This window comes from Pseudomonas entomophila, from assembly GCF_029193575.1.
GTDB classification, from domain to species: Bacteria; Pseudomonadota; Gammaproteobacteria; order Pseudomonadales; family Pseudomonadaceae; genus Aquipseudomonas; species Aquipseudomonas entomophila_G.
On sequence record NZ_JARGCS010000009.1, the window covers coordinates 20,575 to 43,131 of the forward strand.

At 65.7% G+C, this 22,557-nt stretch carries 22 protein-coding genes; 13 read left to right on the forward strand and 9 right to left on the reverse strand.

The window, feature by feature from the left end:
- Positions 1-34: 34 nt before the first annotated feature.
- The 5 genes from hisB to hisF are packed head-to-tail and all read left to right on the forward strand — an operon-like array spanning position 35 to position 3,073.
- Positions 35-628, forward strand: coding sequence for an imidazoleglycerol-phosphate dehydratase HisB (gene hisB, locus P0Y43_RS03100; protein WP_275635839.1), 594 nt, complete (start codon positions 35-37; stop codon positions 626-628).
- Entirely contained in the window at positions 628-1,266 is a 639-nt protein-coding gene (gene hisH / locus P0Y43_RS03105) for an imidazole glycerol phosphate synthase subunit HisH (RefSeq protein WP_275635840.1), read from the forward strand. Before hisB ends, hisH begins: the two co-directional genes overlap by 1 nt.
- On the forward strand, positions 1,267-1,527 hold the full coding sequence (locus tag P0Y43_RS03110) for a DUF2164 domain-containing protein (RefSeq protein WP_275635841.1): 261 nt from the start codon (positions 1,267-1,269) through the stop codon (positions 1,525-1,527). It begins immediately after the preceding gene.
- 27 nt (positions 1,528-1,554) lie between these two features.
- Positions 1,555-2,292 (forward strand): 1-(5-phosphoribosyl)-5-[(5-phosphoribosylamino)methylideneamino]imidazole-4-carboxamide isomerase, encoded by a 738-nt coding sequence (hisA, locus tag P0Y43_RS03115; RefSeq protein WP_275635842.1) that lies wholly within the window; start codon positions 1,555-1,557, stop codon positions 2,290-2,292.
- A gap of 10 nt (positions 2,293-2,302) precedes the next feature.
- Complete coding sequence (gene hisF, locus P0Y43_RS03120) at positions 2,303-3,073, forward strand: imidazole glycerol phosphate synthase subunit HisF (protein ID WP_275635843.1); 771 nt, start codon at positions 2,303-2,305, stop codon at positions 3,071-3,073.
- Between the two features lie 90 nt (positions 3,074-3,163).
- On the opposite strand, the gene choV is transcribed toward hisF, so the two are convergent.
- The 3 genes from choV to P0Y43_RS03135 form a co-directional block, all read right to left on the reverse strand.
- Entirely contained in the window at positions 3,164-4,342 is a 1,179-nt protein-coding gene (choV, locus tag P0Y43_RS03125) for a choline ABC transporter ATP-binding protein (RefSeq protein ID WP_275635844.1), read from the reverse strand.
- Complete coding sequence (choW, locus tag P0Y43_RS03130) at positions 4,339-5,187, reverse strand: choline ABC transporter permease subunit (protein ID WP_275635981.1); 849 nt, start codon at positions 5,185-5,187, stop codon at positions 4,339-4,341. Before choW ends, choV begins: the two co-directional genes overlap by 4 nt.
- Positions 5,188-5,259: 72 nt before the next feature.
- Positions 5,260-6,207, reverse strand: coding sequence for a choline ABC transporter substrate-binding protein (locus P0Y43_RS03135; RefSeq protein ID WP_275635845.1), 948 nt, complete (start codon positions 6,205-6,207; stop codon positions 5,260-5,262).
- A gap of 445 nt (positions 6,208-6,652) precedes the next feature.
- Between P0Y43_RS03135 and P0Y43_RS03140 the strand changes: the two genes are divergently transcribed.
- Both P0Y43_RS03140 and P0Y43_RS03145 read left to right on the forward strand, forming a co-directional pair.
- Positions 6,653-8,029, forward strand: a complete 1,377-nt coding sequence (locus P0Y43_RS03140; RefSeq protein WP_275635846.1) for an L-serine ammonia-lyase — start codon at positions 6,653-6,655, stop codon at positions 8,027-8,029.
- A gap of 391 nt (positions 8,030-8,420) precedes the next feature.
- Positions 8,421-9,527 (forward strand): GlxA family transcriptional regulator, encoded by a 1,107-nt coding sequence (locus tag P0Y43_RS03145; protein ID WP_275635847.1) that lies wholly within the window; start codon positions 8,421-8,423, stop codon positions 9,525-9,527.
- A gap of 62 nt (positions 9,528-9,589) precedes the next feature.
- On the opposite strand, the gene P0Y43_RS03150 is transcribed toward P0Y43_RS03145, so the two are convergent.
- The 5 genes from P0Y43_RS03150 to choX form a co-directional block, all read right to left on the reverse strand.
- The gene (locus tag P0Y43_RS03150; protein WP_275635848.1) at positions 9,590-9,847 is read right to left on the reverse strand and encodes a hypothetical protein; all 258 of its coding nucleotides are present in this window, start codon (positions 9,845-9,847) and stop codon (positions 9,590-9,592) included.
- A gap of 442 nt (positions 9,848-10,289) precedes the next feature.
- Positions 10,290-10,760, reverse strand: coding sequence for a thioesterase family protein (locus tag P0Y43_RS03155; RefSeq protein WP_275635849.1), 471 nt, complete (start codon positions 10,758-10,760; stop codon positions 10,290-10,292).
- A gap of 10 nt (positions 10,761-10,770) precedes the next feature.
- Positions 10,771-11,736 (reverse strand): L-carnitine dehydrogenase, encoded by a 966-nt coding sequence (locus P0Y43_RS03160; RefSeq protein WP_275635850.1) that lies wholly within the window; start codon positions 11,734-11,736, stop codon positions 10,771-10,773.
- A gap of 25 nt (positions 11,737-11,761) precedes the next feature.
- Complete coding sequence (locus P0Y43_RS03165) at positions 11,762-12,646, reverse strand: 3-keto-5-aminohexanoate cleavage protein (RefSeq protein ID WP_275635851.1); 885 nt, start codon at positions 12,644-12,646, stop codon at positions 11,762-11,764.
- Between the two features lie 134 nt (positions 12,647-12,780).
- The gene (gene choX, locus P0Y43_RS03170; RefSeq protein ID WP_275635852.1) at positions 12,781-13,725 is read right to left on the reverse strand and encodes a choline ABC transporter substrate-binding protein; all 945 of its coding nucleotides are present in this window, start codon (positions 13,723-13,725) and stop codon (positions 12,781-12,783) included.
- A 110-nt stretch (positions 13,726-13,835) separates the two neighbouring features.
- On the opposite strand from choX, the gene P0Y43_RS03175 reads away from it, so the two are divergent.
- On the forward strand, positions 13,836-14,822 hold the full coding sequence (locus tag P0Y43_RS03175; RefSeq protein ID WP_430540217.1) for a GlxA family transcriptional regulator: 987 nt from the start codon (positions 13,836-13,838) through the stop codon (positions 14,820-14,822).
- 14 nt (positions 14,823-14,836) lie between these two features.
- Here P0Y43_RS03175 and P0Y43_RS03180 read toward each other — a convergent pair whose 3' ends face one another.
- A complete protein-coding gene (locus P0Y43_RS03180) occupies positions 14,837-15,241 on the reverse strand; it encodes a lysozyme inhibitor LprI family protein (protein ID WP_275635854.1) in 405 nt (134 codons plus the stop codon).
- Positions 15,242-15,524: 283 nt separating this feature from the next.
- On the opposite strand from P0Y43_RS03180, the gene P0Y43_RS03185 reads away from it, so the two are divergent.
- From P0Y43_RS03185 to P0Y43_RS03205, 5 genes are all read left to right on the forward strand, one after another.
- Complete coding sequence (locus P0Y43_RS03185; protein ID WP_186712608.1) at positions 15,525-16,502, forward strand: dipeptidase; 978 nt, start codon at positions 15,525-15,527, stop codon at positions 16,500-16,502.
- Positions 16,503-16,579: 77 nt separating this feature from the next.
- Positions 16,580-17,110 carry a DUF5943 domain-containing protein gene (locus P0Y43_RS03190; RefSeq protein ID WP_275635855.1) on the forward strand — a complete coding sequence of 177 codons (531 nt, stop codon included), beginning with the start codon at positions 16,580-16,582 and terminating at the stop codon, positions 17,108-17,110.
- Positions 17,111-17,125: 15 nt separating this feature from the next.
- Positions 17,126-19,186: a dimethylglycine demethylation protein DgcA gene (dgcA, locus tag P0Y43_RS03195; protein ID WP_275635856.1), complete on the forward strand. Its 2,061-nt coding sequence runs from the start codon at positions 17,126-17,128 to the stop codon at positions 19,184-19,186.
- A gap of 185 nt (positions 19,187-19,371) precedes the next feature.
- Positions 19,372-21,324, forward strand: a complete 1,953-nt coding sequence (gene dgcB / locus P0Y43_RS03200) for a dimethylglycine demethylation protein DgcB (protein ID WP_275635857.1) — start codon at positions 19,372-19,374, stop codon at positions 21,322-21,324.
- Positions 21,324-22,556, forward strand: a complete 1,233-nt coding sequence (locus P0Y43_RS03205) for an electron transfer flavoprotein subunit alpha/FixB family protein (RefSeq protein WP_275635858.1) — start codon at positions 21,324-21,326, stop codon at positions 22,554-22,556. Before dgcB ends, P0Y43_RS03205 begins: the two co-directional genes overlap by 1 nt.
- Position 22,557 lies beyond the last annotated feature (1 nt).

The window sequence follows — 22,557 nt, forward strand, 5'->3', positions numbered from 1 at the left end:
GCCCTTTTCGCCCAATGATTTTGCGGAGCTGGTGATGGTCGAACGTAAGGCTTCCGTCGAGCGCAACACCCTGGAAACCCAGGTGAAGGCCTCGATCAACCTCGATGGCAGTGGCAAGGCCCGATTCGATATCGGTGTGCCTTTCCTCGAACACATGCTCGACCAGATCGCCCGGCACGGGCTGATCGATCTGGACATCGAATGCAAGGGTGACCTGCATATCGACGATCACCACACCGTGGAAGACGTCGGTATCACCCTCGGCCAGGCATTCGCCCAGGCCATCGGCGACAAGAAAGGCATCTTCCGCTACGGCCACGCCTATGTGCCGCTGGACGAAGCGCTGTCGCGCGTGGTCATCGACTTCTCCGGCCGCCCAGGCCTGCAGATGCATGTGCCGTACACCCGCGCCTCGGTCGGCGGCTTCGACGTCGACCTGTTCCAGGAGTTCTTCCAGGGCTTCGTCAACCACGCCCTGGTGACCCTGCACATCGACAACCTGCGCGGCCACAACACCCACCACCAGATCGAAACCGTGTTCAAGGCCTTCGGCCGCGCCCTGCGCATGGCCGTCACGCTCGACGAGCGCATGGCCGGGCAGATGCCGTCGACCAAGGGATGCCTGTAATGCAGACAGTCGCCGTAATCGACTATGGCATGGGCAACCTGCACTCGGTGGCCAAGGCGCTGGAGCACGTGGGCGCTGGCAAGGTGCTGGTCACCAGCGACGCGGCGGTGATCCGCGAAGCCGACCGCGTGGTGTTCCCCGGGGTGGGCGCGATCCGCGACTGCATGGGCGAGATCCGCCGCCTGGGCTTCGACAGCCTGGTGCGTGAAGTCAGCCAGGACCGCCCGTTCCTCGGCATCTGCGTCGGCATGCAGGCGCTGCTCGAGCGCAGCGAAGAGAACGACGGCGTCGACTGCATCGGCCTGTTCCCCGGCCAGGTGCGGTTCTTCGGCAAGGGCCTGGAGGAAGACGGCGAGCACCTGAAGGTGCCGCACATGGGCTGGAACGAAGTCAGCCAGTCCGTCGACCACCCGCTGTGGCACGACATCCCGCAGCAGGCGCGTTTCTACTTCGTGCACAGCTACTACATCGAGGCCGGCAAGCCGGGCCAGGTGGTCGGTCGCGGCCACTACGGCGTCGACTTCGCCGCCGCGCTGGCCGAGGGCTCGCGCTTCGCCGTGCAATTCCACCCGGAAAAGAGCCACACCCACGGCCTGCAACTGCTGCAGAACTTCATCGCCTGGGACGGGCGCTGGTAAATGAGCCGGTCGCGGAACAAGGCCCCGATCATCACCCTGGCCCCGGAGCAGGAGCGCGAGGCGCTCGACACCCTCAAGCGTTTCCTCGAGGACCGCTTCGAGCTGCAGCTGGGGTCGTTCGAGGTGGCCGAGGTCCTCGACCTGTTCAGCAAGGAAATAGCACCCCACTACTACAACAGGGCGATTGCCGATGTTCAGCTGCACCTCAAGGAGCGGTTCGAGAGCATCGAAAGCGACCTGTGGGCGTTAGAGAAGCCCTGAACTCCAACGATTAGACAGGTTCCCAAGATGCTGATTATCCCCGCTATCGATCTCAAGGACGGTGCCTGCGTGCGCCTGCGCCAAGGCCGCATGGAAGACTCCACGGTGTTTTCCGACGACCCGGTGAGCATGGCCGCCAAATGGGTCGAGGGTGGCTGCCGTCGCCTGCATCTGGTCGACCTCAACGGCGCCTTCGAAGGCCAGCCGGTCAACGGTGAAGTGGTCACCGCCATCGCCAAGCGCTACCCGCACCTGCCGATCCAGATCGGCGGCGGCATCCGTTCGCTGGAAACCATCGAGCACTACGTCAAGGCCGGCGTCAGCTACGTGATCATCGGCACCAAGGCGGTCAAGCAGCCGGAGTTCGTCGCCGAGGCGTGCAAGGCCTTCCCGGGCAAGGTCATCGTCGGCCTGGATGCGAAAGACGGCTTCGTCGCCACCGACGGCTGGGCGGAAGTCAGCTCGGTGCAGGTCATCGACCTGGCCAAGCGTTTCGAGGCCGATGGCGTCTCGGCGATCGTCTACACCGACATCGCCAAGGACGGCATGATGCAGGGCTGCAACGTGCCCTTCACCAAGGCCCTGGCCGAAGCCACGTCGATCCCGGTGATCGCCTCCGGCGGCATCCACAACCTGGGCGACATCAAGGCCCTGCTGGACGCCAAGGCCCCGGGCATCATCGGCGCCATCACCGGCCGTGCCATCTACGAAGGCACCCTCGACGTCGCCGAGGCCCAGGCCTTCTGCGACAACTACCAAGGCTGAGGACCGACACATGGCACTGGCCAAGCGCATCATCCCTTGCCTGGACGTGGACAACGGCCGGGTGGTCAAGGGCGTCAAGTTCGAGAACATCCGCGATGCCGGCGACCCGGTGGAAATCGCCCGTCGCTACGATGAGCAGGGTGCCGACGAGATCACCTTCCTCGACATCACCGCGAGCGTCGATGGCCGTGACACCACCCTGCATACCGTCGAGCGCATGGCCAGCCAGGTGTTCATCCCGCTGACCGTGGGCGGTGGCGTGCGCACCGTGCAAGACATCCGCAACCTGCTCAACGCCGGCGCCGACAAGGTCTCGATCAACACGGCCGCGGTGTTCAACCCGGAGTTCGTGGGTGAGGCGGCGCAGCGCTTCGGTTCGCAGTGCATCGTCGTGGCCATCGACGCGAAGAAGGTGTCCGGCCCGGGCGAGGCGCCGCGCTGGGAGATCTTCACCCATGGCGGGCGCAAGCCGACTGGCTTGGACGCCGTGGAGTGGGCGAAGAAGATGGAAGGCCTGGGGGCGGGGGAGATCCTGCTGACCAGCATGGACCAGGACGGCATGAAGAGCGGTTTCGACCTGGGCGTGACCCGGGCGATCAGCGATGCGCTGGGGATTCCGGTGATCGCCTCCGGGGGCGTGGGCAACCTGCAGCACCTGGCCGACGGGATTCTGGAAGGGCATGCCAGCGCGGTGTTGGCGGCGAGCATCTTCCACTTCGGCGAGTACACCGTGCCGGAGGCCAAGGCCTACATGGCGTCGCGTGGGATCGTGGTGCGCTGATTCAGCGAAGGGGGCTGCGTTGCAGCCCAATCGCGGGGCAAGCCCGCTCCTACCTGGACCGTGTAGGAGCGGGCTTGCCCCGCGATGGTTTCAACCGTGGTTCTTGCCGAGCAAGGCGTGATACAGCTCGGTATCGCCGAGAATCCCCACCACCTTGTCGTTGTCCTGCAGCACCAGCTTGTGGCCGGTCTGGTAGCGGATCTGCAGCGCTTCGCGCATGCCGATGTCGGCGTTCACCAGGGTCGGCAGGCGGCCCAGGCTCTCCACGTCCTGCCCCGGCGCCCAGGCTTGCAGGTCCAGGCCATTCTGGCCCTGGCGCGCGCGCTTGATCGAGTTGCCTTCGCCCAGGTCCAGCCAGGAGTCGCCGCCGGGGTCGAGGCACACCGAGCCGTTGATGCGCTTGCAGTTGTCCAGGCTGCGCATCAGGCTGCGGCCGCACAGCACGTTGAGCGGGTTGGTGTGGGCGACGAAGGTACGCACGTACTCGTCGGCCGGGTTGAGCACGATCTCCTCGGGCTTGCTGTACTGGATGATCCGCCCGTCCTTCATGATGGCGATGCGGCTACCCAGCTTCAGGGCTTCGTCCAGGTCGTGGCTGACGAATACGATGGTCTTGCTCAGCTTGCGTTGCAGCTCCAGCAGCTCGTCCTGCAAGCCTTGGCGGATCAGCGGGTCGAGGGCCGAGAACGGTTCGTCCATCAGCAGGATGTCGGCGTCCATCGCCAGCGCCCGGGCCAGGCCCACGCGCTGCTGCATGCCGCCGGAAAGCTCGTCGGGCTTCTTGTTGCGCCACTGGGTCAGGCCCACCAGCTCCAGCTTCTCGTCCACCAGCTTGCGCCGCTCCTTCTCGGGGCGGCCCTGCATCTCCAGGCCGAAGCTGATGTTCTCGCGCACGGTCAGCCAGGGCATCAGGGCGAACTTCTGGAACACCATGGCGATGCGCTTGGTGCGCATCATCTTCAACTCCGCCGGGGTGCAGTGGGCGACGTCGATGTCCTTGCCTTCATGCTCGATGAACAGCTTGCCGCGGCTGACGGTGTTGAGGCCGTTGATGCAGCGCAACAGGCTCGACTTGCCCGAACCGGACAAGCCCATCAGCACGCAGATCTCGCCCTTGTTGATCTCCAGGTTGGCCTTCTCGACCCCGACCACCAGGCCGGTCTTCTTGAGGATCTGCTCGCGGGTCTGGCCCTGGTCGAGCAGGGCCAGGGCCTCGCGCGGCTTGTTGGAGAAGATGACGTCGACATCTTCGAAGCGAATGATGCTCATGCCTCACCCCTTACCGGCAGTTCCGGTTGCTTGCAGATACGGTCGAGCATGATCGCCAGCAGCACGATCGCCAGGCCTGCCTCGAAGCCCAGGGAGATGTCGGCGGTGTTCAGTGCGTTGACCACGGGTTTGCCCAGGCCGTCGGCGCCCACCAGGGCGGCGATCACCACCATCGACAGCGACAGCATGATGCATTGGGTGACGCCCGCGGCGATGCTCGGCATGGCGTGGGGCAGTTCGATGCGTGTCAGCAGCTGGCGGCGCGAGCAGCCGAAGGCCTTGCCGGCGTCGAGCAGCTCCTGCGGCACGTCGCAGATGCCCAGGTAGGTGAGGCGGATCGGCGCGGCGATGGCGAACACCACGGTGGAGATCAGCCCCGGCACCACACCCAGGCCGAACAGGGTCAGGGTGGGGATCAGGTAGACGAAGGTGGGGACCGTCTGCATCAGGTCCAGCACCGGGCGCATGCCGGTGTAGAACATCGGCTTGTGCGCGGCGACGATGCCCAGCGGCACGCCGATGGCCACGCAGACCACGGTGGCGAAGGTCACTTGCGCGAGGGTTTCCATGGTTTCCTGCCAGTACCCCAGGTTGAGGATCAGCAGGAACGACAAGGCGACGAATACGGTGAGCGCCCACTTGCGCTGGATCAGGTGCGCGAGGGCGGCGAACAGGGCGACGAGCACGAAGGGGTTGAACCAGGTCAACGCACTGGTGACGCCATGGATCATGAATTCCAGGGCCTGTGCGATGGCGTCGAAGTAGCTGGCGCCGTTCTGGGTCAACCATTCGACGAATGAGGCGATGTACTGCCCCAGGGGTATTTTCTGATCGATAAGCATGATAGCGAGCTTCCACCTGCGAGATTGGAATCAGTCCGGGGCGGGCACGGTCCCGCCCCGAGGTAGTGCCTACAGCTACTGCGCCAGCTTGGCCCTGGCCGCCTCCAGGCCCGGTTTGCCGTCAACGGTGGTGACGCCCGCCAGCCAGGTGTCGAGCACCTGCGGGTTGGCCTTCAGCCACGCCCTGGCGGCGGCGTCCGGTTTGACCTTGTCGTCCAGGACCTTGCCCATCAGCTCGCTTTCCATGTCGAGGGTGAACGACAGGTTCTTCAGCAACTGGCCAACGTTGCTGCATTCCTGTGCATAGCCCTTGCGGGTATTGGTGAAGACGGTGGCCTTGCCGAAGTCAGGGCCGAAGAAGTCGTCGCCACCGGTGAGGTACTTCATTTCGAAGCGCTTGTTCATCGGGTGCGGTTCCCAGCCGAGGAACACCACGTCGGTGCCGCGCCGCGCGGCACGGTCGACCTGCGACAGCATGCCGGCCTCGCTCGACTCGACCACCTTGAAGCCGGCGTCCTTCAGGCCGAAGGCGTTCTTGTCGATCATGCTCTGGATGGTGCGGTTGCCGTCGTTGCCCGGCTCGATGCCGTAGATCTTGCCGTCGAGCTCCTTCTTGAACTTGGCGATGTCGGCAAAGTCCTTCAGGCCCTTGTCGTACAGCGCCTTGGGCACGGCCAGGGTGTACTTGGCGTTCTCCAGGTTGGCGCGCACGGTCTCGACGGTACCGGCGTCGCGGTACTGCTTGATGTCGTTTTCCATGGTCGGCATCCAGTTGCCGAGGAACACGTCCATGTTCTTGCCGTCGGCCAGCGACTTGTAGGTCACCGGCACCGAGATCATGGTGGTGCGGGTCTTGTAGCCCAGCGCTTCGAGCACTTCGCTGGTGACGGCGGTGGTGACGGTGATATCGGTCCAGCCGACATCGGAGAAGTTCACGGTCTGACACTTCTCCGGTTCTGCGGCCTGGGCCAGCAACGGTGCAGCGAGCAACGCGACCAGCAACAGCGAGGGTGAACCTTTCATAAGGGAGACTCCTGTGATTTTTTCTTCGGGTTCGCGCGGGGCGCCGGGCCTTCTTCGGGCAGCCGGTCGACCAGGCCTGCAGAGGGCAGGTTGCGAGGCCGTGCAATACGAGTCGCTTTCGATAATCCACCAGCGTTAGGCAATCGCCTACTGGTAGGGTCGTAACCAGTGCAGGACAGGTCGCATCCAGTACGGGCAATGTCGCATATGGATTTTTCCACCTCCCCGGCCTCGTCTTTGCGTCACACCGGCGCCGGAAAGCGGCGCGACGACCCCCGGATCGGCAGGGCGCTGCTGGACAAAAGTACGTCGGTTGCAGACGGCGAGGGGAGGGATAAAAGCCCGATGATGCGTGCAATAACGGCAACTCGCCGCTACCAGCCTAGCAGCTGCGTGGGCCGCCACACGGCGTGCCCGGACAAGCCCATCAAGAGGTGATTCGACAATGGCCATCAGCGTGTTCGACCTGTTCAAGATCGGTGTCGGGCCTTCCAGCTCCCACACCGTCGGCCCCATGCGCGCCGCCGCCCTGTTCGTCCAGGGCCTGCGCGAGCGCGGCGAGCTGGAGCAGGTGCGGCGCATCGAGGTGCGGCTGTACGGCTCGCTGTCGGCCACCGGCGTCGGCCACGGCACCGACAACGCCACGATCATGGGGCTGATGGGCGAATGGCCGGATTCCATCGACCCCACGCAGATCACCCCGCGCATCGCCGACTTGCGCGAAACCAACACCCTGCGCCTGGATGGCCGCCTGCCCGTCGAATTCGTCTGGGCCCGCGACATGCTGCTGCTGGACGAGAACCTGCCCTACCACCCCAACGCCATGACCCTGATCGCCGAAGGCGCCCAGGGCGAGCTGCACCGCGACACCTACTACTCGGTGGGCGGCGGCTTCGTGGTCGATGCCGCGCAGGCCGCCAGCGGGGTGCTGGACGCCGACCAGACGGTGCTGCCGTACGACTTCAACAGCGCCGCCGAGCTGCTGCGCCTGTGCAAGCAAAACGACATGCGCGTGTCGCAATTGATGATGGCCAACGAGAAGGTCTGGCGCAGCGAAGCGGAAATTCGCGCGGGCCTGATCAAGCTCTGGGAGGCCATGCAGGAGTGCGTGAACAACGGCCTCAAGTACGAAGGCACGCTGCCCGGCGGGCTCAACGTGCGCCGCCGCGCGGCCAAGCTGCACCGCAGCCTGCAAGAGCTGGGCAAGCCCAACGTGATCGGCTCGACCATGAGCGCCATGGAGTGGGTCAACCTGTATGCCCTGGCGGTCAACGAAGAGAACGCCGCCGGCGGGCGCATGGTCACCGCGCCCACCAACGGCGCGGCGGGGATCATCCCGGCGGTGCTGCACTACTACATGCGCTTCTCTGACGTGGTGGACGACTCCAACGTGGTGGATTTCCTCCTCGGCGCCGCGGCGGTGGGCATCCTGTGCAAGAAGAATGCGTCCATCTCCGGCGCCGAGGTCGGCTGCCAGGGCGAGGTCGGCTCGGCCTGCGCCATGGCCGCCGCAGGCCTTGCCGAGGTACTGGGCGCCACCCCGGCGCAATTGGAGAACGCCGCCGAGATCGCCCTGGAGCATAACCTGGGGCTGACCTGCGATCCGGTCGGCGGCCTGGTGCAGGTGCCGTGCATCGAGCGCAACGCCATCGCTGCGGTGAAGGCGATCAACGCCGTGCAGATGGCCCTGCGTGGCGACGGCGAGCACTTCATCTCCCTCGACCAGGTGATCCGCACCATGCGCGACACCGGCGCAGACATGCACGACAAGTACAAGGAAACCTCGCGCGGCGGCCTGGCGGTCAACGCCATCGAGTGCTGATGCGCCGATTTCGCCCCTGACCGGCCGCTGTGCCACCTTTTGGCGCGGCGGCTGCGATAGACCGGCTGTCGGGTGTCGCTACCAGAGGTGTCATTGTCGGTGACACTCATGAATGTCGTTTCTGGGCAACCTTCCCACAAGTGCTACCGAATTGCTCAGCCGTGACACGCGAGGGCGCTGGCACGCCGGTTTGCGTTTATCGCCAGACCTTATAAGAAAAGCCCTACAAGTCGCATGGCGACGTCGTTTTTGGTTTTTTTTGGACAGCCGTTCAATTTCAGGCACGGCGTTTGCGTCGAGATTGGCAAAGCCCCTGCATGCGAATTGGGGCAATAACAAGAAAACGGTGCCTGCCTGAGGCACGCCCTGCATTGTGTGAGGAGAAATCGCGATGACGTCGTACACCTCCGGGAACCCAACCCAGAACCGCACAGCCCCCCAGTCCATCGGCTTTCTCCTGCTGGACAACTTCACCCTGATTTCCCTGGCGTCGGCGGTCGAGCCGCTGCGCATGGCCAACCAGCTGTCCGGGCGCGAGCTGTACCGCTGGCACACGCTGACCGTCGATGGCGGCCAGGTGTGGGCCAGCGACGGCTTGCAGATCACCCCCGACGCGGCCATGCACAATGCCCCGCCGATGGACACCGTGATCGTCTGCGGCGGCGTCGGCATCCAGCGCACCGTCACCCGTGAGCACGTCACCTGGCTGCAGGCCCAGGCCCGCCAGTCGCGCCGTTTGGGCGCGGTGTGCACCGGCAGTTGGGCGCTGGCCTGCGCCGGGCTGCTCGACGGCTTCGATTGCAGCGTGCACTGGGAGTGCCTGGCGGCGATGCAGGAGGCCTTCCCACGGGTCAACATGAGCACCCGCCTGTTCACCCTCGACCGCAACCGCTTCACCAGTTCCGGCGGCACCGCGCCGCTGGACATGATGCTGCACCTGATCAGCCGCGACCATGGCCGTGAACTGTCGGCGGCGATCTCCGAGATGTTCGTCTACGAGCGCATCCGCAACGAGCAGGACCACCAACGTGTGCCGCTCAAGCACATGCTCGGCACCAACCAGCCGAAGTTGCAGGAAATCGTCGCGTTGATGGAAGCCAACCTGGAAGAGCCGATCGACCTGGACGAGCTGGCGGTGTACGTGTCGGTGTCGCGGCGCCAGCTGGAGCGCTTGTTCCAGAAGTACCTGCACTGCTCGCCATCGCGCTACTACCTGAAACTGCGGCTGATTCGCGCGCGGCAGTTGCTCAAGCAGACGCCGATGTCGATCATCGAGGTGGCGTCGGTGTGCGGCTTTGTCTCGACCCCGCACTTCTCCAAGTGCTACCGCGAGTACTTCGGCATTCCGCCGCGTGACGAGCGTGTGGGCTCCAACACCGCGCAGCAGGTGGCGATGATGCCGATCCCGCAGGCCATGGCGCTGTCGCCGCACAGCGGGCCGATGGCGGCGCTGAGCCAGGCGCGCAACGAGTCGACCTTTGCCAGTGTGAGGCTGTAACGCGCCACACCTCCCTGTGGGCGCGGGGCAAGCCCGTGCCTACAGGGAGGTGTCGTATGGGGTCAGGCGCGTTTGCTGAACTGCGCCAACGCCGGCAGCAGTTGCTTGTCGATCGCCTGGCGCACGGCCGGCAGGATGGTGGCGCTGCCGGTGTACATCTGCTCTACCATGCCCTTCAAGGCCCGCGCATTGGGCTCGTTCAACCCACGCACCACCACTTCGCAGGCCTGCTCGGCGCTCGCCCCGGCAGGGATGTCGAAGCCGCGTGCGCGCAGCTGGCCCAGCAGGTCGTCCTGGTCAATCAAATCCGCATGCATCATGGTGCTTATCCTTTTCGCTGCTGTGATCTGTACTCGATTCTGTGACCAAGCCAACACCCCGGCAAGGACAGAATGTCGCAATGGCTGCTTTGGCTAAGAACAGGTCGTTTACGGCTAAATCGACCGTCGGGGGATTGAGCACACTGGAGTCATTCACGGCACCGAGGGCTTGGTCACCCTCACTCACGCACAGTGGATGTTGCTCGCTCTCGGCCCCGGACGCTCACGGCTTTCCGGGGTTCTTTTTTGCCCTGTGGAATCGCCAAAAACACTGTAGGAGCGGGTTGACCCGCAAAGAGGCCGACATTGAAGGGGCGCAATCGAGAGACCAGCATGGCGCGTCGTGGGAGCGGGCTCGCCCCGCGATAGGGCCAGCAGGTTCAACGATGTTGTTCCTGTCGGGCCTATCGCGGGGCGAGCCGCTCCCACAAGGGGGGCGTTTTCAGGAGGGAAGGCGCATTACGCGGCCGACGTACTCGGCTGCGGCCAGGTCGTGTTGCTCATCCACCAGCGCTTGCAGCAACCCCACGCTCTGCTCGCTGAACGGCGCCGACTTCGGCCCCGCCAGGTCCACGTGCAGCAGCATCTGCTCGCTCACTGCCAGCGCCTCGTCGAAACCTTCGCGGTGCAGGCTGTGATAGACGTGCAGGCGCTTCTTGTCGAAGCCGATGATCTGCGTCTGCACCCAGACCTCGGTGCCGAGCTTCACCTCATGCAGGTAGTTGATGTGCGCCTCCAGGGTGAACAGCGAGTTACCGCTCTGCCCACGGCTGTCGGCGTCCAGGCCGATGCGCTCCATCAGCGCATCGGTGGCGTAGCTGAAGATCAGCAGGTAGAAGGCATCGCGCAGGTGCCCGTTGTAGTCGACCCAGTCCTCCTGGACCGGGGTGCGGTAGGTGATCAGGGCGGGCATCGCAGTCTCCTCAGTCGCCGAAGGCCATGCCGTGCTTGGCCTTGCTGTTCTTCACCGCATCCAGCACGGCCAGCAGCGTGTCGTCGCGGTAGCGCTCCAGCGCCGCGATGCTGCGTTCGCCCAGCTGCTCCGAGGTGCCGTCGACCACGTCGTCGATCAGCTTGTCGGTCAGCTCCGGCGCCGGCAGGTAGGTCCAGGGCAGCTTCAGCGCGGGGCCGAACTGCGACATGAAGTGGCGCATGCCGGCATCGCCACCGGCCAGGGTGTAGGTCAGGAAGGTGCCCATGAACGACCAGCGCAGGCCAGCGCCGAAACGGATCGCATCGTCGATTTCGCCGGTGCTGGCGACGCCATCGTTGACCAGGTGCAGGGCTTCACGCCACAGCGCTTCGAGCAGGCGGTCGGCGATGAAGCCAGGCACTTCCTTGCGCACGTGCAGCGGGCGCATGCCGAGCGCGGTGTAGATGACCTTGGCGGCCTCGATGGCCTCCGGGGCGGTGTTCTTGCCGCCGACGATCTCCACCAGCGGCAGCAGGTACACCGGGTTGAACGGGTGGCCGACCACGCAGCGCTCGGGGTGGCTGGACGACTCGTAGAACTCGCTCGGCAACAGGCCCGAGGTGCTCGAGCCGATGATCGCGTTGGGCTTGGCCGCGGCGCTGATCTTGGCGTGCAGGTCGAGCTTCAGGTCCAGGCGCTCGGGGGCGCTTTCCTGGATGAAATCGGCATCGCGCACGCACTCTTCGATGGTGGCGACGAACTTCAGACGCTCCTGTGCGGCGCCGGGTGCCAGGCCCTGTTTCTCCAAGGCCGGCCAGGCATTGGCGATGCGCTTGCGCAGCGCCTGCTCGGCGCCGGGGGCCGGGTCCCAGGCGATCACGTCCAGGCCGTGGGCCAGGGCGCGGGCGACCCAGCCGCTGCCGATCACGCCGCTGCCCAGCGCGGCGAAGGTCTTGATGTCGGTGATGAAGGACATTTCGTGCAACTCCTGAAAGTAAGGCTTAGCGACGCTTGAGGTTCATTTTTTCGCGGCCTTCGGCCGGGGTCAGCACGCGGCCACCGAGGCGCGAGATGATCTCCACCGCGCGTTCGACCAGTTGGCCGTTGCTGGCCAGCACGCCGCGGTCCAGGTACAGGTTGTCTTCCAGGCCCACGCGCACGTTGCCGCCGAGCAGCACGGCCTGCGCGGCCATTGGCATCTGCATGCGGCCGATGCCGAAGCCGGCCCAGGTGACGTTGGCCGGCAGGTTGTCGACCATCGCCTTCATGGTGGTGGTGTCGGCCGGCGCGCCCCATGGGATGCCCAGGCACAGCTGGAACAGCGGGTCTTCCAGCAGGCCTTCCTTGATCATTTGCTTGGCGAACCACAGGTGGCCGGTGTCGAAGATTTCCAGCTCGGCCTTCACGCCCAGCTCGGTGATGCGCTTGGCTCCGGCGCGCAGTTGCGCGGGGGTGGAGACGTAAATGGCGTTGCCGTCGCCGAAGTTCAGGGTGCCGCAGTCCAGGGTGCAGATTTCCGGCAGCAGCGCCTCGACGTGGGCCAGGCGCTCCAGCGGGCCGATCAGGTCGGTGCCTTTGCCGAATTCCATCGGCGACTCGCCTGGGCCGATCTCCAGGTCGCCGCCCATGCCCGCGGTGAGGTTGACGATCACGTCGACGTCGGACTCGCGGATGCGCTCCATCACTTCGCGGTACAGCGCGACGTCACGGCTGAAACGACCGGTCTCGGGGTCGCGGACGTGGCAGTGGACCACGGTGGCGCCGGCCTTGGCGGCTTCCACGGCGGCTTCGGCGATCTGTTTCGGGGTCACCGGCACCAGGTGGCTCTTGGCGACGGTGTCGCCGGCACCGGTCAGTGCGCAGGTGATGATGACGTCATGGTTCATGGTGGTTTCCTTCAGGCGTGTCGGGTCTGTTCGTGGCGTTGCGGCGACGAGTTTTTGGGGTGTGTCAGTGGGGCCCTATGGCGGGGCGGACCCGCTCCTGCCGGGGTGGGGGGGAACCCGGCAGGAGCGGTTTTTCAGTTGCCGGTGAGCTTGAGGTTCTCCGCCGCCGGCTTGCCGTCGAGGGTGGTCACGCCTTCCAGCCAGCGCGCCTTGTCTTCGGGGTGGTCCTTGAGCCATTGGCGGGCCGATTCCAGCGCGTCCTTGTGGTCGAGCAGCGGTTGCATCATGCGGCTCTCGGCTTCGGCGCTGAAGGTCAGGTTGGCCAGCAGGCGGCTGGCGTTGGGGCAGCTCTGGGCGTAGTCCGGGGCGGTCACGGTCCACACCGTGGCCTTGCCTTCGTCCGGGCCCAGGGCGTTTTCGCTGCCGTCCAGGTAGGTCATCTTGATGTTCACGTTCATCGGGTGCGGGGCCCAGCCGAAGAACACCACGGCTTCATTGCGTCGCACGGCGCGGTCGACTGCGGCGAGCATGCCGGCTTCGCTGGACTCGACCAGCTGGAACTTGCCCAGGCCGAACTGGTTCTTGGCGATCATCGCCTTGATCTGGGTGTTGGCGCCCGAGCCGGGCTCGATGCCGTAGATCTTGCCGCCCAGTTCCTTCTCGAACTTGTGGATGTCGGCGAAGCTTTTCAGGCCTTTCTCGGCCAGGTAGGTGGGCACGGCCAGGGTGGCGCGGGCGTCTTCCAGGCTGGGCTTGTCGAGCACCTTGACCTGCTTGGCGTCGACGAACGGGGTGATGGTCTGGGTCATCAATGGGTTCCAGTAACCGAGGAACATGTCCAGACGCTTGTCGCGGATGCCCGCGAAGATGATCTGCTGCGAGGCGCTGGTCTGCTTGACCTGGTAGCCCAGGCCTTCGAGCAGCACTTGGGCCATGGCGCTGGTGGCGATCACGTCGGTCCAGTTGACCACGCCCAGGCGCACGTTCTTGCACTCGGCGGGCTCGGCGGCGAACAGCGGGGAGACGAGGGTGGAGCTGAGAGCGAGGGATAACAAGCTGCGGCGGATAAAGCGTTGCATGGTGGCTCTCCATCGGCAGTGCGTATTGTTATTGGGGGCCGGCCTCTACGGGCCGTGTTAAAAAAGTTACGCCGGTGGCACAGTGTGCAATCGCACGCTGGCGACCAAGAATGGCACGCAAGCGACCACCTTGCCTGTGGAGCACGCAATTGCCCGAAACCATCCAGTTCCTGCTGTTGCCGGGGTTCTCCGCGATCGGCTTCATCAGCGCCGTGGAACCGCTGCGCGTGGCCAATCGCTTCCGTGGCCCGCTGTACCGCTGGCGCGTGCTGAGCCTCGATGGGGGGGCGGTGCAGGCCAGCAATGGCATGTCGGTGAACGCCGACGGCGCGCTGGGCGAGGCCGAGCGCGGGATGATGCTGCTGGTGGTGGCGGGGTTCGAGCCGTTGGCGGGGTTCTGCCCGGCGCTGCAGCATGTGCTGCGCCGGCTCGACCATGAGGGGATGATCCTCGGCGGCATCGACACCGGGGCGATGGTGCTGGCCGAGGCGGGCTTGCTCGACGGTCACCGTGCGACCTTGCATTGGGAGGCGCTGGAGGCGTTCAAGGAGCGCTACCCGCGCTTGCAGGCGACCCAGGAGCTGTTCGAGATCGACCGTCGGCGCATCACCTGCGCGGGCGGCACCGCGTCCATCGACCTGATGCTCGACCTGATCGCCAAGGCCCATGGCAGCGAGCTGGCGATCCAGGTGTCGGAGCAGTTCGTGCTGGGGCGCATCCGCCCGCGCCAGGACCACCAGCGCATGCAGATCGCCACCCGCTACGGCATCAGCAACAAGAAGCTGGTGCAGGTGATCGGCGAGATGGAGAAGCACACCGAGCCGCCGCTGAGCACCCTGGAGCTGGCCAGCCGCGCCAAGGTCACCCGGCGTCAGCTGGAGCGCCTGTTCCGCATGCACCTGGACGACACGCCGAGCAACTTCTACCTCGACCTGCGGTTGGACAAGGCCCGGCAGTTGCTATCGCAAACCGACATGAGCATCACCGAGGTCAGCGTGGCCTGCGGCTTCGACCTGCCGTCGTACTTCGCCCGGCGCTACAAGCGGCGTTTCGGCACCAGCCCGCGCGAGGAGCGGCGCCAGCACCGCCCACGCTGAGGCCGCGGCGACGCTTATTGTTGCCCGATCGACTGCAGGTATTCCGAACGCTCGTCGCTGCGCTGCGCCACGCAGGTATTCCACGCCGCCTCGAACGCCTTGCTGCCGGCCTTCTCGGCGTAGGTCTCGACCTTGCAGTCGGCATCACGCAATTGCCCCCAGAGCTTCTGCGCGGCCTGCAGGCTGCCGACCAGCGCCTCGGCCTTGGCGTTCTCTTCGGCGTACTGGTCGCGCACGCGCTGGGTCAGGTCGTCGAAGGCCTCTTTCAGCCCGCGTTCGGCGGCCTGCTTGTTGTAGGCCGCGCAGGCGTACCCTTGCGCGTCGGTGTCGACGTTGTCGCAGGGCGTGCTTTCTTCCTCGGCGGCCTGGGCACCCAGCGCCACGGCGGCCAGCAGGACCAGCCATGCCTTTGATTTCATCCGTTTTCTCCTGAACAGGCTGACGAATCGCTGGCGATTCTCGCTCAGCCGTGGGCGGCGCGATAGCTCCCTGACGAAAAGTTCATAAAGGCCGGCAAAGGGCTTATCGAGAGCCACTCTCATTACCGCAACCCCTGGCGCAGAGCCCATGTCGCGCATTGACGCTTTCGGCAAACCCCCTGTCGTTTTTGCATCGGGGCGACACGGGCCGCAGGCATATGCTGGCCCCAAAGCGCCGACACACGATTTGGCGCGGCCCAACTGAATAAAAGGGGACAGCCTGATGAGCCCAGCCGAATTACACGCCGACAGCATCGTCATCGATGGCCTGATCATCGCCAAGTGGAACCGCGAGCTGTTCGAAGACATGCGCAAAGGCGGCCTGACCGCGGCCAACTGCACCGTGTCGGTCTGGGAAGGGTTCAAGGCCACCGTCGACAACATCGCCGCCAGCCAGAAGCTGATCCGCGAGAACAGCGACCTGGTGATGCCGGTGCGCACCACCGCCGACATCCGCAAGGCCAAGGAGCTGGGCAAGACCGGCATCCTCTTCGGCTTCCAGAACGCCCATGCCTTCGAGGACCAGATCGCCTACGTCGACGTGTTCAAGCAGCTGGGCGTGGGCATCGTGCAGATGTGCTACAACACCCAGAACCTGGTCGGCACCGGCTGCTACGAGCGTGATGGCGGCCTGTCGGGCTTCGGCCGCGAGATCGTCGCCGAGATGAACCGCGTCGGCATCATGTGCGACCTGTCCCATGTGGGCTCGAAGACCTCCGAGGAAGTCATCCTCGAATCGAAGAAGCCGGTGTGCTACTCGCACTGCCTGCCTTCGGGCCTGAAAGAGCACCCGCGCAACAAGTCCGACGCGGAACTGAAGTTCATCGCCGACCACGGCGGCTTCGTCGGCGTGACCATGTTCGCGCCGTTCCTGGCCAAGGGCATCGACTCGACCATCGACGACTACGCCGAGGCCATCGAGTACACCATGAACATCGTCGGTGAGGATGCGATCGGCATCGGCACCGACTTCACCCAGGGCCATGGCCAGGACTTCTTCGAGTACCTGACCCACGACAAGGGCTACGCCCGTCGCCTGACCAACTTCGGCAAGATCATCAACCCGCTGGGGATCCGCACCGTCGGCGAGTTCCCCAACCTCACCGAAACCCTGCTCAAGCGCGGCCACTCCGAGCGCGTGGTGCGCAAGATCATGGGTGAGAACTGGGTCAACGTCCTCAAGGATGTGTGGGGCGAATAAGCCGCACTCCTAGCCTGAAAGCCCCGGCCAGCAACGTCGGGGCACCCAACATAAAAATTTTCTGGAGTTGAGTTTCCATGGCCAAGATCGCCCCGCAATTGCCAATCGAAGTCGACAGCGAAACCGGTGTCTGGACCTCCGACGCCCTGCCGATGCTGTACGTGCCGCGCCATTTCTTCGTCAACAACCACATTGGCATCGAGGAAGTGCTGGGCGCCGACGCCTATGCCGAGATCCTCTACAAGGCCGGCTACAAGTCCGCCTGGCACTGGTGCGAGAAGGAAGCCGAATGCCACGGCCTGGAAGGCGTGGCGGTGTTCGAGCACTACATGAAGCGCCTGAGCCAGCGTGGCTGGGGCTTGTTCGAGATCCAGGACATCGACCTGGACAAAGGCACCGTCAGCGTCAAGCTCAAGCACTCGGCGTTCGTCTACGTCTACGGCAAGTGTGGCCGCAAGGTCGACTACATGTTCACCGGCTGGTTCGCCGGCGCCATGGACCAGATTCTCGCCGCCCGTGGCAGTTCGATCCGCACCGTGGCCGAGCAGGTCTACGGTGGTTCCGAAGAAGGTCACGACGACGGCCTGTTCGTCGTCAAGCCGCTGTAAGCCGGAGAGCGTGTCATGGCATTCGAAGCAATGTTCCAGCCGATCCAGATCGGCAAACTGACCATCCGCAACCGCGTGCTCAGCACCGCGCACGCCGAGGTCTACGCCACCGACGGCGGCATGACCACCGACCGCTACGTGAAGTACTACGAAGAGAAGGCCAAGGGCGGCATCGGCCTGGCCATCTGCGGCGGCTCGTCGGTGGTGGCCATCGATAGCCCACAGGGCTGGTGGAAGTCGGTGAACCTGTCGACCGACAAGATCATCCCGCACTTCCAGAACCTGGCCGACGCCATGCACAAGCATGGCGCCAAGATCATGATCCAGATCACCCACATGGGCCGCCGCTCGCGCTGGGACGGCGAGCACTGGCCGACCCTGATGTCGCCATCGGGCATCCGCGAGCCGGTGCACCGCGCCACCTGCAAGACCATCGAGGTGGAAGAGATCTGGCGGGTGATCGGCAACTACGCCCAGGCCGCGCGCCGGGCCAAGGAAGGCGGCCTGGACGGCGTCGAGCTGTCGGCCGTGCACCAGCACATGATCGACCAGTTCTGGAGCCCACGGGTCAACAAGCGCACCGACGAATGGGGCGGCACCTTCGAGGGCCGCATGAAGTTCGGCCTGGAAGTGCTCAAGGCCGTGCGCGCCGAGGTCGGTGACGACTTCTGCGTGGGCATGCGCATCTGCGGCGACGAATTCCACCCCGATGGCCTGAGCCACGAGGACATGAAGGAGATCGCCAAGTACTACGACGCCACCGGCATGCTCGACTTCATCGGCGTGGTCGGCTCGGGCTGCGACACCCACAACACCCTGGCCAACGTCATCCCCAACATGAGCTACCCGCCGGAGCCGTTCCTGCACTTGGCGGCCGGCATCAAGGAAGTGGTCAAGGTCCCGGTGCTGCACGCGCAGAATATCAAGGACCCGAACCAGGCCACACGCATCCTCGAAGGCGGCTACGTCGACATGGTCGGCATGACCCGCGCGCACATCGCCGACCCGCACCTGATCGCCAAGATCAAGATGGGCCAGGTCGACCAGATCAAGCAGTGCGTCGGCGCCAACTACTGCATCGACCGTCAGTACCAGGGCCTGGACGTGCTGTGCATCCAGAACGCCGCGACTTCCCGCGAATACATGGGCGTGCCGCACATCATCGAGAAATCCACCGGGCCGAAGCGCAAGGTGGTGGTGGTCGGCGCCGGCCCTGCCGGCATGGAGGCCGCTCGCGTGGCCGCCGAGCGTGGCCACGACGTCACCGTGTTCGAGAAGAAGGAGCAGATCGGCGGGCAGATCACCACGGCGTCCAAGGCGCCGCAGCGTGACCAGATCGCCGGCATCACCCGCTGGTACCAGCTGGAGTTCGCGCGCCTGAAGATCGACCTGCGCCTGGGCACCGCCGCGGACGTGGCGACCATCCAGGACCTGCGCCCGGACGTCATCGTGCTGGCGGTGGGCGGCCACCCGTTCGTCGAGCAGAACGAGCACTGGGGCGCCGCCGAAGGCTTGGTGGTGAGCAGCTGGGACGTGCTTGATGGCAAGGTCGCGCCGGGCAAGAACGTGCTGGTGTACGACACCATCTGCGAGTTCACCGGCATGTCCACCGCGGACTTCCTGGCCGACAAGGGCGCGCAGGTGGAGATCGTCACCGACGACATCAAGCCGGGCGTGGCCATGGGCGGCACGACCTTCCCGACCTACTACCGCAGCCTGTACCCCAAGGAAGTGATCATGACCGGCGACATGATGCTGGAAAAGGTCTACCGCGAGGGCGACAAGCTGGTGGCGGTGCTGGAGAACGAGTACACCGGCGCCAAGGAAGAACGCGTGGTCGACCAGGTGGTGGTGGAGAACGGCGTGCGTCCGGACGAGGCGCTGTACTACGCGCTGAAGGACGGTTCGCGCAACAAGGGCCAGATCGACATCGAGGCGCTGTTCGCCATCCAGCCTCAGCCGATCCTCAGCCAGCCGGGCGAAGGCTACCTGCTGTACCGCATCGGCGACTGCGTGGCCCAGCGCAACGTCCACGCGGCGATCTACGACGCCTTGCGCCTGTGCAAGGACTTCTGATCGCCGGCCGGCACCCATTGGCGCCTGCCGAGAACGCGCCAGACGGACGCAGCCCTTGTAGGAGCGGGCTTGTCCCGCGATAGCGTCAGCACGAACGACATCGTCGTCTGACCGGACGCCATCGCGGGCGAGCCCGCTCCCACAGAGGGGGCGGCGCAAGAATCCAGCTGTTGTGGGAGCTTCCCATGTTGAACACCCTTCTACCCATCCTGCTGTTTGCCGCCCTCGGCCTGGCCGTGCTCGGCGCCGTGCGCCGGGTGCGCCTGTGGCGCAGGGGCCGGCCGAGCCCGGTCAACCTGCTCGGCGGGCTGCTGGCCATGCCGCGCCGCTACCTGGTGGACCTGCACCACGTGGTCGAGCGCGACAAGTACATGTCCAAGACCCACGTGGCCACCGCCGGCGGCTTCGTGCTGTCGGCCGTGCTGGCGATCCTGGTGCATGGCTTCGGCCTGCAGAGCAAGATCCTCGGCTACGCCTTGCTGGTGGCCACGGTGATCATGTTCAGCGGCGCGATCTTCGTCTTCAAACGCCGCCTCAACCCGCCCGCGCGCCTGTCCAAGGGCCCGTGGATGCGCCTGCCGAAAAGCCTGCTGATGTTCGCCGCGAGCTTCTTCATCGCCACCTTGCCGGTCGCCGGGATCCTCCCGCAAGGCACCGGAGGCTGGCTGTTGGTGGCCGTGCTCGGCGTCGGTGTGTTGTGGGGCGTGTCGGAGCTGTTCTTCGGCATGACCTGGGGCGGGCCGATGAAGCACGCCTTCGCCGGCGCCCTGCACCTGGCCTGGCACCGCCGCGCCGAGCGCTTCGGCGGTGGCCGCTCCACCGGCCTCAAGCCGCTGGACCTGGAAGACCCCAACGCGCCCCTGGGCGTGGAAAAACCGGTGGACTTCACCTGGAACCAACTGCTCGGCTTCGACGCCTGCGTGCAATGCGGCAAATGCGAAGCCATGTGCCCGGCGTTCGCCGCCGGCCAGCCACTGAACCCGAAGAAACTCATCCAGGACATGGTCATCGGCCTGGCCGGTGGCACCGATGCGCAGTTCGCCGGCAGCCCGTACCCCGGCAAGCCGCTCGGCGAGCACGGCGGCCACCCGCACCAGCCGATCGTCAATGGGCTGGTCGATGCCGAGACCCTGTGGTCGTGCACCACCTGCCGCGCCTGCGTCGAGGAGTGCCCGATGATGATCGAGCATGTCGATGCCATCGTCGACATGCGCCGCCACCTCACCCTGGAAAAGGGCGCGACCCCGAACAAGGGCGCCGAGGTGCTGGACAACCTGATCGCCACCGACAACCCCGGCGGCTTCAACCCCGGTGGGCGGATGAACTGGGCGGCGGACCTGAACCTCGACCTGCTGTCGGAGGTGAAGCGCACCGAGGTGCTGTTCTGGGTCGGCGACGGCGCCTTCGACATGCGCAACCAGCGCACCCTGCGCGCCTTCGTGAAGGTGCTCAAGGCCTCGGGCGTCGACTTCGCCGTGCTCGGCCTTGAGGAGCGCGACAGTGGCGACGTGGCGCGCCGGCTGGGCGACGAGTCGACCTTCCAGCAACTGGCCAAGCGCAATATCCAGACCCTGGCCAAGTACAGCTTCCAGCGCATCGTCACCTGCGACCCGCACAGCTTCCATGTGCTGAAAAACGAGTACGGCGCCCTGGGCGGTGACTACGAGGTGCAGCACCACAGCACCTACATCGCCGAGCTGATCGCCGCCAACAAGCTCAACCTCGGCCAGCACAAGGGCGGCAGCGTCACCTACCACGACCCGTGCTACCTGGGCCGCTACAACGGCGAGTACCAAGCCCCGCGCGACGTGCTCAAGGCCCTCGGCATCGAAGTGCGCGAGATGCAGCGTTCGGGCTTCCGTTCCCGCTGCTGCGGCGGCGGCGGCGGTGCGCCGATCACCGATATCCCGGGCAAGCAGCGCATTCCCGACATGCGCATGGACGACATCCGCGAGACCGAGGCGGAGCTGGTGGCCGTGGGTTGCCCACAGTGCACCGCGATGCTCGAAGGCGTGGTCGAACCGCGCCCACAGATCAAGGACCTCGCCGAGCTGGTGGCCGACGTTCTGATCGAACCCGAGGCCCCCGCGACGGCAAAGTCGCAGGCCGCCAAACGTGAACCTGCGGAGGTGCACTGATGAGCGACATCATCCGCCGCGACCCACGCGCCGAGTGGATCGCCCGTAACCGCCTGCACCCCTTGCACGCGGCGATGCAGACGCAACAGACAAGCTGGATGGGCCCCAATGGCCTGCTGCGCAAGAACCCCCACGCGCTGGCGGCCGGCTTCATCGGCCCGGCCGGGCTCAAGCGCATCGACCGCAGCGGCGCCCAGCAGGGCACCGGGGTCGGCGGGCGGCGCAGCGCGGCCGCTGAGGTGCAACTGCCGCTGCACCAGGTGGCAGACCCGGCGTTCTACATCGCCGTGGTGCCGGACATGGTCGGTGGCCGCCTCGGCAGCCACGACCGCGACCTGCTGGGCCTGGCCCGCAGCCTTGCCGGCGATGACGGCGCGGTGCTCGCGGTGGTGTTCGGCGAGCACAAGGAAAGCCACTTTTCCACAGCCGGCGTCGACCGCCTGCTGGTCATCGATGGCGAGCAATACCTGGGTTACGCCCCCGAGCAACTGGTGCAGGGCCTGCGCGCTGTGGATAACCAGTTCGCCCCGCGCCACTGGCTGCTGCCCGACAGCCGCAGCGGCGGCGGCGAACTGGGCCGGCGCCTCGGCGCGGCCTTGGGCGAGCGCCCGGCCACGCGGGTCTGGCAGGTCAAGGACGGCCAGTGCATCGGCCGCGCCGGTGCCGGCCAGCAAGACTTGCAACGGGCCTTGCCGCGCTTGGTCCTGGCCGCTGCCGAATGTGCCGAGCCGGTCAGCGAGACCCGCCATGAAGCGCTGCCGGTGGAGTTGTCCACAGGTGTGGCGCGCAGCTTGTCGCGTATCGAAGACCTCGGCCCGGTGGCCGTGGACCCGGCCGCCATCGCCATGGCCGAGGCGGAATTCATCGTCTCTGGCGGCAACGGCGTGAAGGACTGGGCGCTGTTCCACCGGGCCACCGCGGCCCTTGGCGCCACCGAAGGCGCCTCGCGGGTGGCGGTGGACGACGGCTTCATGCCGCGCAACCGCCAGGTCGGCGCCACCGGCACCTGGGTCACGGCGCGGGTCTACGTGGCCGTGGGCATTTCCGGGGCGATCCAGCACCTGCAGGGCATCGGCGCCTGCGACAAGGTGGTGGCGATCAACATGGACCCAGGCTGCGACATGATCAAACGCGCCGACCTGTCGGTGATTGGCGACAGCGCGGCAATTCTCCAGGCGCTGATCGAGGCTGTGGAAAACTACCGCCGCGGCGCCCAGCGCGACGCGGCATAGG

Excerpts from the sequence above, each read along its gene's own strand:
- P0Y43_RS03135 (WP_275635845.1), bottom strand. The coding sequence starts at position 6,207 with ATGAAAGGTTCACCCTCGCTGTTGCTGGTCGCGTTGCTCGCTGCACCG.
- P0Y43_RS03185 (WP_186712608.1), top strand. The coding sequence starts at position 15,525 with ATGAGCCCAGCCGAATTACACGCCGACAGCATCGTCATCGATGGCCTG.
- P0Y43_RS03160 (WP_275635850.1), bottom strand. The coding sequence starts at position 11,736 with ATGTCCTTCATCACCGACATCAAGACCTTCGCCGCGCTGGGCAGCGGC.
- P0Y43_RS03140 (WP_275635846.1), top strand. The coding sequence starts at position 6,653 with ATGGCCATCAGCGTGTTCGACCTGTTCAAGATCGGTGTCGGGCCTTCC.
- hisF (WP_275635843.1), top strand. The coding sequence starts at position 2,303 with ATGGCACTGGCCAAGCGCATCATCCCTTGCCTGGACGTGGACAACGGC.
- P0Y43_RS03165 (WP_275635851.1), bottom strand. The coding sequence starts at position 12,646 with ATGAACCATGACGTCATCATCACCTGCGCACTGACCGGTGCCGGCGAC.
- hisH (WP_275635840.1), top strand. The coding sequence starts at position 628 with ATGCAGACAGTCGCCGTAATCGACTATGGCATGGGCAACCTGCACTCG.
- P0Y43_RS03205 (WP_275635858.1), top strand. The coding sequence starts at position 21,324 with ATGAGCGACATCATCCGCCGCGACCCACGCGCCGAGTGGATCGCCCGT.
- P0Y43_RS03150 (WP_275635848.1), bottom strand. The coding sequence starts at position 9,847 with ATGATGCATGCGGATTTGATTGACCAGGACGACCTGCTGGGCCAGCTG.
- P0Y43_RS03155 (WP_275635849.1), bottom strand. The coding sequence starts at position 10,760 with ATGCCCGCCCTGATCACCTACCGCACCCCGGTCCAGGAGGACTGGGTC.
- choV (WP_275635844.1), bottom strand. The coding sequence starts at position 4,342 with ATGAGCATCATTCGCTTCGAAGATGTCGACGTCATCTTCTCCAACAAG.
- P0Y43_RS03180 (WP_275635854.1), bottom strand. The coding sequence starts at position 15,241 with ATGAAATCAAAGGCATGGCTGGTCCTGCTGGCCGCCGTGGCGCTGGGT.
- hisA (WP_275635842.1), top strand. The coding sequence starts at position 1,555 with ATGCTGATTATCCCCGCTATCGATCTCAAGGACGGTGCCTGCGTGCGC.
- P0Y43_RS03110 (WP_275635841.1), top strand. The coding sequence starts at position 1,267 with ATGAGCCGGTCGCGGAACAAGGCCCCGATCATCACCCTGGCCCCGGAG.
- hisB (WP_275635839.1), top strand. The coding sequence starts at position 35 with ATGGTCGAACGTAAGGCTTCCGTCGAGCGCAACACCCTGGAAACCCAG.
- P0Y43_RS03145 (WP_275635847.1), top strand. The coding sequence starts at position 8,421 with ATGACGTCGTACACCTCCGGGAACCCAACCCAGAACCGCACAGCCCCC.
- dgcB (WP_275635857.1), top strand. The coding sequence starts at position 19,372 with ATGTTGAACACCCTTCTACCCATCCTGCTGTTTGCCGCCCTCGGCCTG.
- P0Y43_RS03190 (WP_275635855.1), top strand. The coding sequence starts at position 16,580 with ATGGCCAAGATCGCCCCGCAATTGCCAATCGAAGTCGACAGCGAAACC.
- choX (WP_275635852.1), bottom strand. The coding sequence starts at position 13,725 with ATGCAACGCTTTATCCGCCGCAGCTTGTTATCCCTCGCTCTCAGCTCC.
- dgcA (WP_275635856.1), top strand. The coding sequence starts at position 17,126 with ATGGCATTCGAAGCAATGTTCCAGCCGATCCAGATCGGCAAACTGACC.
- P0Y43_RS03175 (WP_430540217.1), top strand. The coding sequence starts at position 13,836 with ATGGCACGCAAGCGACCACCTTGCCTGTGGAGCACGCAATTGCCCGAA.